9 protein-coding genes are annotated in these 13,109 nt (G+C 65.0%); 8 read left to right on the forward strand and 1 reads right to left on the reverse strand.

What is annotated here, in order from left to right:
- Positions 1-101: 101 nt before the first annotated feature.
- The 8 genes from ACPTTC_RS09240 to ACPTTC_RS09275 all read left to right on the forward strand — a co-directional run bounded on the left by ACPTTC_RS09240 (position 102) and on the right by ACPTTC_RS09275 (position 11,358).
- On the forward strand, positions 102-2,024 hold the full coding sequence (locus ACPTTC_RS09240; RefSeq protein ID WP_175970062.1) for a PrkA family serine protein kinase: 1,923 nt from the start codon (positions 102-104) through the stop codon (positions 2,022-2,024).
- Positions 2,025-2,149: 125 nt separating this feature from the next.
- Positions 2,150-3,418 (forward strand): YeaH/YhbH family protein, encoded by a 1,269-nt coding sequence (locus ACPTTC_RS09245; RefSeq protein ID WP_039358726.1) that lies wholly within the window; start codon positions 2,150-2,152, stop codon positions 3,416-3,418.
- Positions 3,415-5,094: a SpoVR family protein gene (locus tag ACPTTC_RS09250; protein WP_089494795.1), complete on the forward strand. Its 1,680-nt coding sequence runs from the start codon at positions 3,415-3,417 to the stop codon at positions 5,092-5,094. The genes ACPTTC_RS09245 and ACPTTC_RS09250 overlap by 4 nt, the downstream gene beginning before the upstream one ends.
- A 234-nt stretch (positions 5,095-5,328) precedes the next feature.
- A complete protein-coding gene (locus ACPTTC_RS09255) occupies positions 5,329-6,633 on the forward strand; it encodes an MFS family transporter (RefSeq protein WP_175955448.1) in 1,305 nt (434 codons plus the stop codon).
- Between the two features lie 254 nt (positions 6,634-6,887).
- Positions 6,888-8,822 carry a rhomboid family intramembrane serine protease gene (locus ACPTTC_RS09260; protein WP_423392261.1) on the forward strand — a complete coding sequence of 645 codons (1,935 nt, stop codon included), beginning with the start codon at positions 6,888-6,890 and terminating at the stop codon, positions 8,820-8,822.
- A 175-nt stretch (positions 8,823-8,997) separates the two neighbouring features.
- Positions 8,998-9,813 carry an ABC transporter substrate-binding protein gene (locus ACPTTC_RS09265; RefSeq protein ID WP_423392262.1) on the forward strand — a complete coding sequence of 272 codons (816 nt, stop codon included), beginning with the start codon at positions 8,998-9,000 and terminating at the stop codon, positions 9,811-9,813.
- 94 nt (positions 9,814-9,907) lie between these two features.
- Positions 9,908-10,630 (forward strand): amino acid ABC transporter permease, encoded by a 723-nt coding sequence (locus ACPTTC_RS09270; RefSeq protein ID WP_175955442.1) that lies wholly within the window; start codon positions 9,908-9,910, stop codon positions 10,628-10,630.
- A 2-nt stretch (positions 10,631-10,632) separates the two neighbouring features.
- Positions 10,633-11,358, forward strand: a complete 726-nt coding sequence (locus tag ACPTTC_RS09275; RefSeq protein ID WP_423392263.1) for an amino acid ABC transporter permease — start codon at positions 10,633-10,635, stop codon at positions 11,356-11,358.
- A 169-nt stretch (positions 11,359-11,527) separates the two neighbouring features.
- Here the strand turns inward: ACPTTC_RS09275 and ACPTTC_RS09280 are convergent, their stop codons facing one another.
- On the reverse strand, positions 11,528-12,781 hold the full coding sequence (locus ACPTTC_RS09280) for a M23 family metallopeptidase (RefSeq protein ID WP_423392264.1): 1,254 nt from the start codon (positions 12,779-12,781) through the stop codon (positions 11,528-11,530).
- Positions 12,782-13,109 lie beyond the last annotated feature (328 nt).

The raw sequence follows: 13,109 nt of genomic DNA on the forward strand, positions 1-13,109 counted from the left end.
GAAAAAAAATAAGAAAGGGTTTAGGATGAATTCGAACGCGCTTGCTTCTGCGCAGTCGTACGAAGGCAGGCAAGTCTTCAGACTCAGGCGAGGGAGGTAGCATGGATATTTACAGCAGCTTCGCGAACCGCTTCGAAAAAACGCGAGAGGAAGAGCTCTCGCTGGAGGAGTATCTCGCGCTCTGCAAGAACGATCCATCCGCGTACGCGACGGCTGGTGAACGCATGCTGGCAGCAATCGGGGAACCTGAACATGTCGATACCCGCAACGACCCGCGCCTGTCGCGGATCTTTGCGAACAAGGTCATCAAGGTCTATCCCGCGTTCCGTGAGTTCTACGGAATGGAGGAGGTGATCGAGCAGGTGGTCGCCTATTTCCGCCACGCTGCGCAAGGGCTCGAAGAGAAGAAGCAGATCCTCTATCTGCTTGGCCCGGTGGGCGGCGGCAAGTCGTCGATCGCCGAGCGTCTGAAGCAGCTGATGGAGCGCGTGCCGTTCTACTCGCTGAAGGGTTCGCCCGTCAACGAATCGCCGCTCGGGCTGTTCGACTACGACGAAGACGGCCCGATCCTCGAGGAACAATACGGCATTCCGCGCCGCTACCTGAAGAACATCCTGAGTCCGTGGGCCGTCAAGCGGCTGCACGAATACAACGGCGACATCCGCCAGTTCCGCGTGGTGCGCCGCTATCCGTCGATCCTGCGGCAGGTCGGCATCGCGAAGACGGAGCCGGGTGACGAGAACAACCAGGACATCTCGTCGCTGGTCGGCAAGGTCGATATCCGCAAGCTCGAACAGTACGCGCAGGACGACGCCGACGCGTACAGCTACTCAGGTGGCCTGTGCCTGGCGAACCAGGGCCTGCTCGAGTTCGTCGAAATGTTCAAGGCGCCGATCAAGGTGTTGCACCCGCTGCTCACCGCCACCCAGGAAGGCAACTTCAAGGGTACCGAGGGCTTCGGCGCGATTCCGTTCGACGGCATCATCCTCGCGCACTCGAACGAGTCGGAGTGGAAGGCGTTCCGCAACAACCGCAACAACGAGGCACTGCTCGACCGGATCTTCGTCGTGAAGGTGCCGTACTGCCTGCGCGTCTCGGAAGAGACCAAGATCTACGAGAAGCTGATCCGCAACTCGTCGCTGGCCGAGGCCGTCTGCGCGCCGGGCACGCTGAAGATGATGTCGCAGTTCTCGGTGCTGTCTCGCCTGCACGAGCCGGAGAATTCGAGCCTGTTCTCGAAGATGCAGGTGTATGACGGCGAGAACCTCAAGGACACCGATCCAAAGGCGAAGTCGTACCAGGAATACCGCGATTACGCGGGTGTGGACGAAGGGATGACGGGCGTGTCGACGCGCTTCGCGTTCAAGATCCTGTCGCGCGTGTTCAACTTCGATTCGAGCGAGGTCGCGGCCAACCCCGTGCACCTGATGTACGTGCTCGAACAGCAGATCGAACGCGAGCAGTTCCCGCCGGAAACCGAGCAGAAGTACCTGTCCTTCGTGAAGGACGTACTCGCGTCGCGCTACGCGGAATTCATCGGCAAGGAGATCCAGACGGCCTACCTCGAGTCGTATTCGGAGTATGGCCAGAACATCTTCGACCGCTACGTCACGTATGCGGACTTCTGGATCCAGGACCAGGAATTCCGCGATCACGACACGGGCGAGAGCTTCGACCGCGCCGCGCTGAACGCGGAGCTCGAGAAGATCGAGAAGCCGGCCGGCATCAGTAATCCGAAGGATTACCGCAACGAGATCGTGAACTTCGTGTTGCGTGCACGGGCGGCGAATGCCGGCAAGAACCCCGTATGGACGAGCTACGAGAAGTTGCGCGTCGTGATCGAGAAGAAGATGTTCTCGAACACCGAGGAACTGCTGCCGGTGATTTCGTTCAACGCCAAGGGTTCGGCGGAGGAACAGCGCAAGCATGAGGACTTTGTGAACCGGATGGTCGCGAAGGGCTATACGCCGAAGCAGGTGAGGCTGCTTTGCGACTGGTACCTGCGCGTGCGCAAGTCGTCATGACGCGCGCGGTACCGAGCCCGTACGGCGTCGCCGTACGGGCGCTTTCAGAGACGCCGCCCGCATGACGGGAGACGGCATGTGCGGCGAGCGTCCCGGCATATCGACTTTCGAGCGGGAGACCGGCAGTGCTTCATCAAATCATCGACCGCAGGCTGGCCGGCAAGAACAAGAGTATCGCCAACCGCGAACGCTTTCTGCGTCGCGTCAAGAACTACATTCGTCGCGCCGTGTCGGACGCGGTGCGCGACCGTAGCATCAAGGATATCCAGAGCACGCAGAGCATCACGATCCCGCGCAAGGACATCGCGGAGCCGAATTTTCGGCACGCGCCTGGCGGGCGTCGTGAATACGTGCACCCCGGCAACGAGGACTACGTGCGCGGCGACAAGATCCCGCGTCCGCAGGGCGGCTCGGGCGGCGGGGGCAGCCAGGCGAGCAACGAGGGCGAAGGGCAGGACGACTTCGTGTTCGAGTTGTCGCGTGACGAGTTCATGCAGTACTTCTTCGACGATCTCGAACTGCCGCGCCTCGTGAAGACGCACCTGCTGACGGTGCCGAGCTGGAAGAACGTGCGCGCGGGCTGGTCGGCGGAAGGCACGCCGAACAACATCGATGTCGTGCGGTCGCTGCGCAGCGCGCTCGGGCGTCGCATCGCGCTCGGCTCGCCGCTCGTCAACGAGCTGCGCGAACTCGAAGCGCAGCTGGAGGCGATGAAGAGCGACCCGGAAGACCGGCGCGCGGAGATCGCGGTGCTCGAGGCCGAGATCCATCACCTGAAGGGGCGCATCTGGCGGATTCCGTTCATCGATCCGTTCGACCTGCGCTACATCAACCGCGTGAAGCAGCCGCAGCCTTCGAGCCAGGCCGTGATGTTCTGCCTGATGGACGTGTCGGGCTCGATGGACGAGCAGCGCAAGGATCTGTCGAAGCGCTTCTTCATCCTGCTTTACCTGTTCCTCAAGCGGAACTACGAGCGCATCGAGGTCGTGTTCATCCGTCACCACACGCGCGCCGAGGAAGTCGACGAGGACACCTTCTTCCATTCGACCGAGAGCGGCGGCACGGTGGTGTCGAGCGCGCTCGAGCTGATGCGCAAGGTGATGAACGAGCGCTACTCGCCGACCGAGTGGAACATCTACGGCGCGCAGGCATCCGACGGCGACAACTGGACCGACGATTCGCCCAAGTGTCGCAAAATCCTGGAAGAGGATATCCTCACGAAGACGCGTTACTTCGCGTATATCCAGGTCGCGCCGGAAGAGCAGAACCTGTGGCTGGAATACGCGCAACTGGCCTTGTCACAGCCGCATCTCGCGATGAAAAAAGTGGAATCGGCTGCCGACATTTACCCGGTGTTTCGCGAATTGTTCGAAAAGCAGGTGGAAATGTCATGACGACCCGCCATCTGCACAACGAGTCGCGCGGCTATGCGCCGCGCCCTTCCGGCGACGACACGGCCGGCCCTGCCGCATCGCAGCAACGCGGGCAGGCCGAACCACCGCCGCCGGCCGCCGACTTGCCCGGCCCAGGGCAAAAGGAAGCGCGTATGAACGTTGCCGAACGCAAGCCGCTGCCGTGCCCGTCCGACTGGACGTTCGAACTGCTTGAGGAATACGACACGCACATCTCGCAGGTCGCCGAACAATACGAGCTCGACATCTACCCGATCCAGCTCGAACTGATCAGCGCCGAGCAGATGATGGACGCGTATGCGTCGGTCGGGATGCCCGTCAACTACCGTCACTGGTCGTTCGGCAAGCACTTCCTGTCGACCGAGAAGAGCTACCGTCGCGGCCAGATGGGGCTCGCGTACGAAATCGTCATCAACTCGAACCCGTGCATCGCGTACCTGATGGAAGAGAACACGATGACGATGCAGGCGCTCGTCATCGCGCACGCGGCGTATGGACACAACTCGTTCTTCAAGGGCAACTACCTGTTCCGGCTGTGGACCGACGCGCACGCGATCATCGACTATCTCGTGTACGCGAAGAACTACGTGGCGGAATGCGAGGAGCGCTACGGCCTCGATCGCGTGGAGGAGCTGCTCGATTCGTGCCATGCGCTGATGAACTACGGCGTCGACCGCTACAAGCGGCCGCAGAAGCCTTCGCTGTCGAAGGAAGCCGCGCTGCGGCGCGAACGCGAGGCGTACCTGCAGTCGCAGGTGAACGAACTGTGGCGCACGCTGCCGGGCAAGAAGCCCGAGCTGATGGAGGAGCAGGAAGACCGCTATCCGCCCGAGCCGCAGGAGAACCTGCTGTATTTCGCGGAGAAGAACGCGCCGTTGCTCGAACCGTGGGAGCGGGAAGTGATCCGCATCGTGCGCAAGATCGGCCAGTATTTCTACCCGCAGCGGCAGACGCAGGTGATGAACGAAGGCTGGGCGACGTTCTGGCACTACACGCTGCTGAACACGCTGTACAACCAGGGGAAGCTGGAAGACAGCTTCATGATGGAGTTCCTGCATTCGCACAGCAACGTGGTTTACCAGCCGCCCGTCACGAAGCCGTACTACAGCGGGATCAACCCGTATGCGCTCGGCTTCTCGATGATGAGCGACATCCGGCGGATCTGCGAAGCGCCGACGGAGGAAGACTACAAGTGGTTTCCGGAGATCGCGGGCACCCCGTGGCTGCCGGCGATGCACTACGCGATGCGCAACTTCAAGGACGAGAGCTTCATCGCGCAGTACCTGTCGCCGAGCCTGATCCGCGACATGCGGCTCTTCTCGGTGCTTGACGACGACATGCGCGATTCGCTCGAGGTGTCGGCGATCCACGACGATTCAGGCTACCAGTACGTGCGGCAGGCGCTGTCGAGGCAGTACGACATCCATCACCGCGAGCCGAACATCCAGGTGTGGGCGGTGAACACGCGCGGTGACCGCAGTCTCACGCTGCGCCACTTCATGACCGACAACCGCCACCTGTCGAACGACAGCGACGAGGTGCTCAAGCACATGGCGCGGCTGTGGCAGTTCGACGTGTTCCTGGAAAGCGTCGACGAGGCCGGCACCGTGCGCAAGCGCTACGAGTGCCGCTACGTGCCGCCGGAGGTGCGGATCTGAGCCTCGCCTGCAGAAAGTTTGCATCGAACGCCAGCCTGCGGGCTGGCGTTTTCATATGACGAACGCATGGCGGGAGAAGAATTTTCTACATCCGGACGAACCCGGAGAGCCTGTTACTTTACATTTCGCTAAAATCCCATAGCGCCGTGCGCCGGAACCGGTGCCACATGCGACCGCACGCGGCGGCCCCCGCCGTCTCGCCCAGAAAGCACTAAAAAAGGAACTGACCCATCCATGGACGTCCAGACCGACCAAGCCGCGCTGTCCGCGCACGACACCCGGCGGCGCGTGTTCGCCATCGTCGGCGCCTCGTCGGGCAACCTCGTCGAGTGGTTCGACTTCTACATCTACTCGTTCTGCGCGCTGTACTTCGCGCCGGCGTTCTTCCCGAGCGGCAACACGACGACGCAGTTGCTGAACACGGCGGGCGTGTTCGCGGCCGGCTTCCTGATGCGTCCGATCGGCGGCTGGCTGTTCGGCCGCATCGCCGACCGCCACGGCCGCCGCAACGCGATGATGATCTCCGTGCTGATGATGTGCGGCGGCTCGCTCGTGATCGCGGTACTGCCGACCTATGCGCAGATCGGCGCGCTCGCGCCGGCGCTGCTGCTGGTCGCGCGGCTGTTCCAGGGGCTGTCGGTGGGCGGCGAATACGGCACGAGCGCGACCTACATGAGCGAGGTGGCGCTGAAGGGCCGCCGCGGCTTCTTCGCGTCGTTCCAGTACGTGACGCTGATCGGCGGCCAGCTGTGCGCGCTGCTCGTGCTCGTGATCCTGCAGCAGACGCTGTCGGCCGACGACCTGAAGGCATGGGGCTGGCGCATTCCGTTCGTGGTCGGCGCGGCGGCCGCGCTGATCTCGCTGTACCTGCGCAAGTCGCTCGACGAGACGTCGACGAGCGCGTCGCGCGACAAGAAAAACGCGGGCACGATCCGCGGCGTGTGGCAGCACAAGGGCGCGTTCTTCACGGTGGTCGGCTTCACGGCCGGCGGCTCGCTGATCTTCTACACGTTCACGACGTACATGCAGAAGTACCTCGTCAACACGGCCGGCATGCATGCGAAGACGGCCAGCAACGTGATGACCGTCGCGCTGCTCGTCTACATGCTGATGCAGCCGGTGTTCGGTGCACTGTCCGACAAGATCGGCCGCCGCACGTCGATGATCCTGTTCGGTTCGTTCGCGGTGATCGGCACGGTGCCGCTGATGCATGCGCTGAAGGACGTGACGAGCCCGGTGGCCGCATTCGTGCTGATCACCGTCGCGCTCGCGATCGTCAGCTTCTACACGTCGATCAGCGGCCTGATCAAGGCCGAGATGTTCCCGCCGGAAGTGCGCGCGATGGGCGTCGGCCTGTCGTACGCGGTCGCGAACGCGATCTTCGGCGGTTCGGCGGAGTATGTCGCGCTGTGGTTCAAGTCGATCGGCAGCGAGGAAACCTTCTACTGGTACGTGACCGTGCTGTGCGCGATCTCGCTGATCGTGTCGTGGCGGATGCGCGATCCGAGCAAGGAAGGGTATCTGCGTCACGAGCCGTGATCGATTGCGCGCGGCAATTGCACGCTCGAGTGCAAGCTCATCGCGCCGCGCGCGATAACGATATCGAAATCGATTCGTTGCCGGCGGCGGGTGCGCCGCTTAACCTGATTCCGTAGTTCGTGTGACACCTCCTTGACTGGGATTCGCGCCCGCTGCCTGCAGCGGGCGTTTTTTTGTTCCGGTCGTTCGCGTGTCCGGGATATACAATCGGCAGCGCCGGTTCCAGGCGCCATCGACGATTGAAAAAAATATCCATGAAAGAACAACGATCATCCATTCCGGGCCTGACGATCCTGCTGGCCGTCGTCAACCTCGCCGTCTTCCTGCTGATGTGGCGGCAGGCATCGTACGGTGCGCTGCCGAACAGCCTGCTGCTCGACTGGGGCGCCAATTTCGCGCCGTATACGCTGACCGGGCAACCGTGGCGCCTGCTGACCAGCGCGTTCCTGCACGGCGGCTGGCAGCATCTGGCGCTGAACCTCTACATGCTGATCGTGCTCGGCACCGTGCTCGAGCGCGCGGGCGGCTCGCTGCGGTTCGGCATCGTGTACCTGCTGTCGGCGCTCGGCGGTTCGCTGCTGAGCGCGCTCTGGTCCGGGTATCACGAGGTCAGCACAATGCAGGTCGCGTTCGGCATCGTGGTGCCGACGAGCGGCATCCGCCCAGTCGTCAGCGTCGGCGCGTCGGGTGCGCTGATGGGGCTGGCCGGCGCGGCCGCCGCGTTCGCGTTGCACCGCCGCGTGGACAGCGGCCGCGATGCGCGCGTCGTCATCAATCTCGGCGCGGTGGCCCAGGTGATCGCCATCAACCTGGTGTCGGGGTTCTTCATTTCCGGTATCGACCAGGCCGCGCATCTGGGCGGCGTCGTCACGGGTTTTGTCGTCGGCTGGATACTGTACGGTTTTCGTCCTTCGGGCGCGTCGTTGCGCGGCGCGGTCCTGCCGGTTGCGCTGGCGGTGCTGGGCAGCGGCGCGATGCTGTTCGCGGCACAGCGCGCGGGCAGCACCGAGCTGCAGGCGCTGCGCACGGCCGTAGACCGCGAGCGCGCGCAGGACGATGCGCGGCAGCAGGCGAAGCGCGACGCGGATACGATCGCCGAGCAGATTCGCGACGACGAGCAGCATCGCGCCGCACCCGTGTCGGCCGAGCTGGCCGCGGGGACCGTCGTCCCGGTCGGCAAGGGCACCTATGCGATGGTGATGGGCGCGTCGGGCAAGCGCCTGTACATCACCGACAACGACGCGAACGCGCTCGTCGTCGTCGACGTCGACAAGCGCGCGGTGATCCGCACGATTTCCGGGGAGCCGTTCAAGACGGGGCTCGACGGTTGTCCGAGCAACATGTGCCGCGGCCGCGGCGCAAGCGGCGTCGTGGTCAGCCCGGACGAGCGCTATGCGTACGTGGCGTCGATGCGCGAGAACAGCGTCGTGCGCATCGATCTGGCGAGTGGAAAGATCGTCGACAGCGCGACGCTCGGCCGGTTTCCGCGCGCGATCGTCGCATCGGCATCGCACGACAGGCTCTACGTGTTGAACGGCGTCGACGACACGGTGTCCGTCGTCAGCATCACGCACTGGCCGCAGGTCGTCGCGACGCTGAAGCTGGGCGATGGCAACGGGGCGGGCGTCGAGTTCGGGCGACCGCTGTCGATGTGGCTGTCGCCGGACGGAAAACAACTGAACGTCAACGCCATGCAGAAAGGCACGATCGTCGCGTTCGATACGTCGACGAACGAGCCGGTCCGCTCGTATCCGCTCGATGCGGACTTCATCCAGGCGGAACCGGGCGCGCCGGGCGCGGGAACGTGGCTTTACGGCGCGTCGTCGGTCAAGTGGGTGGATCAGGCGAGCCTGGCGCCGCTGAAGACCTACCCGGTCTGCCAGACTTCGGCGCACGGCTTTGACGGCAGCGGCGACGGCAAGCTGATCGCCGTGAGCGCGTACGACGGCTCGCCGATGCGCGTGATCAAGGTGGCGACCCGCCGCACCGTCGGCGAATTTCCGGTGGCGGGCGGCGTGTCGCAGGTGATCTTCGCGCCGGACCATCGCACGCTCTACGCATTGGGCGCCGCGGGCACGCTGTCGTTCCTCAGCATGGACCGCTCGCTCGATTACCTGCAGGACGCTGGCGAAGGCGAGTTCCTGTGCGCGGCGTCCGCGGACGGGGACGCAGGCGGCGACGGCGATTGATCGCGTCGCTCGCTTCATCACGAAACCCGCTGAGCAAAGCACCATTTGTTGGTTCGGATTCGGCGCACGCGCTGATACGTTAGCGGCTTCGCGACGACACACTCCGTCGCGATGTTCTTCGAACCGGGCCGCCGCGCGATCCGCGGCGGCCTTCATAACAAATCAGGTCGTGCTCATGAAAATCCACACGCTCGCTACGTGGCTCGCCGGGGCTGCGCTCATCGCTGCAAGCACCGTCGCACATGCGGACCGTCTAGACGACATCAGGAAAGCCGGCGTGCTGCGCGTCGCGACATTCGACAGCAACCCGCCGTTCGGTTACGTCGACGGCAAAAGCAATCACATCGTCGGCCTCGACGTCGACTATGCAAAGGCGCTCGCCGACAAGCTCGGCGTGAAGCTGCAACTCCAGCCGACCAACCCCGCGAACCGCATTCCGTTCCTGACGTCCGGCAAGGTCGATCTCGTGCTCGCGAACTTCACGATCACCGACGAACGCGCGAAGCAGGTCGACTTCAGCATTCCGTATTTCTCGTCGGGCCAGCAGTTTCTCGCGAAGAAGGGCGTGCTGAAATCGGCCGACCAGCTGAACACGCTGCGCGTCGGCGCCGACAAGGGCACGACCAACGAGATCACGCTGCGCGAGAAATTCCCGAAGGCGACGATCGTCGCGTATGACGACACGCCGTTCGCGTTTGCCGCGCTGCGCGCCGGCAACGTGCAGGCGATCACGCAGGACGGCCCGAAACTGATCGGGCTGCTCGCGAACGTGCCCGACAAGCAGAACTACGAGATTCCGGCGTTCACGATCTCGAACGACTACATGGGCGTCGGCGTGCCGAAGGGCGAGACGCGCCTGCTCGGCTTCGTCAACGACACGCTGAAGGGGCTCGAGGCAAACGGCCGTGCCGGGCAGATCTACGACGCATGGTTCGGGCCGACGACGAAGACGCCGCTCACGCGCATCTTCCGGATCGGCGACAAGACCTGATCCGCATCGCAAGCGCGCCGCGACCGGCCGGACCACCGGCCTCGCGGCGCATTCCGTTTTCTTCCGATCGCGCGCTTCGCGCCCGCAACACGGCATGCTCGGGTTGGCTCCCAAATATCTGTCCTGGCTCTGGCAGGGCTTCCTGCTGACGCTCGGCCTCGCGGCCGCGTCGGCCGTCTTCGCGACCGCCGGCGGGCTGCTGCTCGCGGTCATGCGGCATGCGCGCGGCCCGGGGCTGCGCACGGTGGCGGCCGCGTACGTCGTCACGTTCCGCAACACGCCACTGCTCGTGCAGTTGCTGTTCTGGTATTTCGGCGTCGCGTCGTTGCTGCCCGACACGTGGATCGCGTGGCTCAACGCGCGCCATGCGTTGAGCATCGGCCCGTTCACGCTCGCATGGCCGTCGTTCGAATTCGTCGCGGGCTGGGTCGGGCTGAGCGCCTATACGGCCGCGTTCGTCGCCGAGGAGTGCGAAGCGGGCCTGCGCGGCGTGCGGCGCGCGCAGCACGATGCGGCGGCCGCGCTCGGCCTCACGCCGATGCAGTCGCTGCGTTACGTGGTGCTGCCGCAGGCGGTGCGCATCGCGTTGCCGCCGCTGTTCGGCCAATACATGAATCTCGTGAAGAACTCGTCGCTCGCAATGGCGATCGGCGTGGCCGAGCTGTCGTATGCATCGCGGCAGGTCGAGACCGAGACGTTCAAGACGTTCGCTGCATTCGGCGTGGCAACCGTGCTGTACGTTGCGGCGGTGGCCGCGATCGAAGCGGGCGCGTATGCCGCCACGCAATGGCGCGACCGGCTGGGAGCGGGGCGCTGACGATGGACTTTTCGCTGCTGCTCGCCAATCTGCCGTACCTGCTCGTCGGCGCGTTCCCGGAAGGGCCGCTCGGCGGCGCCGCGCTGTCGCTGCTGCTCGCAATCGCGTCGGCCGTCGTGTCGGCCGTGCTCGGCATCGCGCTCGGTGTTGCGATGGCGCTCGCGCGCGGCCCAGCACGCGTGCTGCTGCTTGCGTTCATCGGCTTCTTCCGCGCGATTCCCGTGCTGATGCTGATTTTCTGGACCTACTTCCTGATACCCGTGGTGCTGCACATGGACGTGCCGGGGCTCGCGACGGTCGTATGCGCGCTCGCGCTGATCGGCGGCGCGTATCTCGCGCACGCGGTGCATGCGGGCATCGTCGCGGCCGGCGACGGGCAATGGCAGGCCGGGCTGTCGCTCGGGCTCACGCGCTGGCAGACGGTGCGCTACGTGCTGCTGCCGCAGGCGATCCGGATCATGACGCCGTCGTTCGTCAACCAGTGGGTCGCGCTCGTGAAGGACACGTCGCTCGCGTATATCGTCGGCGTGCCGGAGCTGTCGTTCGTCGCGACGCAGGTGAACAACCGGCTGATGGTGTATCCGGCGCCGATCTTCCTGTTCGTCGCGCTGATCTATCTGGTGCTGTGCACGTCGCTCGACGGCGCGGCACGCTGGCTGCTGTCGCGGCGCCCGCGTACGGAGCGCGCGGCGCACGCGGCGGCCGGGGATGCGGAACCCGCGCGGTGACGGCATGCTGCGGCCGTTTTTGAACTGCCGACGAGGCAGTGTCGGTGAATGGGTGCAGCGGGCTGCGTGCCAGGCACGTCAGGCCCGGCGGGCAGGGGCAGGGACAAGGAAGGTAGAACGCCGGCTGCGCGCGCCGCTACCCGTCGGGCAACTGCGCGCGGCACGTGCGTCACGACGCGGAGTAATGCGTATTGAAGACCGCGCGCAGCGTCGATGAATCGGTCGCGAAATCGCCCCACAGCGGCCCGTCGTTCTGCGCGAACGCGAACGGCGCCGTATTGATCGATGCGAGGCGGAAGCGCCATTGCGCCGCTTCCTGGCGGAATGCGGTGAGCTGCATGTCGGACAGCGCGGTCTGCGCGCTCGCGAGCGTGACGAGCGGATCGACCGGATTGTTCGCGACGCGCACCTCGAAGTGCAGGTGCGGGCCCGTCGCGGCGCCCGTCATCCCGACCGAACCGATGCGCTGGCCCTGCTTCACGGTCTCGCCCGTCTTGAGGCCGCGTGCGAACGCGGACAGGTGCGCGTAGTAGGTCGAGTAACCGTCGGCGTGATCGACGATCACGTAGCGGCCGTAGCCGCCCGGATCGGTGCCGACGAACGATACGACGCCGTCGGCCGCCGCGTCGACGGGCGTGCCGGTGGGTGCCGCGAGGTCGACGCCCGTGTGGAACGCCATCGCCTGCGACAGCGGATGGATGCGCTCGCCGAAGAACGAGCTGATGCGCGTCCACTTGACCGGCATCGTGAATGCGGCGGCTTCGAGCGGCGAGCCGTCGAGCGCGTAGTACGCGCCGTGCTCGGCGCCCGGTGCGCGGAACCAGATCGCGCCGAACGTGCGGCCGGCGACGCGCAGCTCGAGTGCGGTAACGCGCGGTGTGCCGTCGTTCGTATCGAACGCGACGCGGTAGTAATCGCCGCGCTGCGCGCTTGCCCGCATCGCGACCTTGCCGCTGACGAGATCGCCGAGCTGGATGCGCACCTCGGGCGGCACGTCGAGACGATTCAGCGTATCGGACAGCGTGAGCTCGATGTTGCCCGCACGCATCCCGTGCCGGTTATCGGGGGCCGCGAACTGGAACAGGTTCGCATAGCCGAGCATGTCGTTGCGGTGCGCGCTGAGCGGCGCGAACAGGCCCGGCTGCTGGCTGCGGTCGCCGGCATCGTTGCGCTCGCCGAGCGTGCGGGCGAGCTCGCTCGTCACGAAATGCTGCGCGGTGGGAAACGGCGTGTCCGACAGCACGCGCTGCGGCAGCGCGGCCGTGCGTGAATCGACGGCACCCGGCAGTTGCGACACGGCGGGCAGCGCGGCGAGGCCGAGTGCGGCGAGGGCGCCGAGCACGGCGGCCGGCACGAGCGCGCGCGCAATGCGCTGCGCGCGGCCGGGTGCGAAAGCATCAGGGGTAGCGACAGGCTTGACCAAGGTGTCCACATCCAGGAAAGCGGTTCAAAGGGGTGTGGGCAGGGACCGCCGGCGGCACATCCGTCGGGCAGCGACGGGGCGGGCGGGCGTGCAACAAAACAGGCCCCGCCAGGGGCCTGTGTCGTTTCCGTTCGACCCAACGCGCGGGGCGGGCCCGCTTCGAACGGCGGCGTGCATTCCGGGTCGAACCCGGTTATCACGAAGACGCTAAAGAAAGATGACAGCGTCAGTCTACCGATGTTCCGCAAAACGTTAAAAATTTTAAAGGGGGTCAGCTCATTCGTTTCGCAGTGCGGTAAATCGGGTTAAATCAGCATTTATTACGACG

The organism is Burkholderia mycopellens, assembly GCF_964265025.1.
Taxonomy (GTDB): domain Bacteria; phylum Pseudomonadota; class Gammaproteobacteria; order Burkholderiales; family Burkholderiaceae; genus Burkholderia.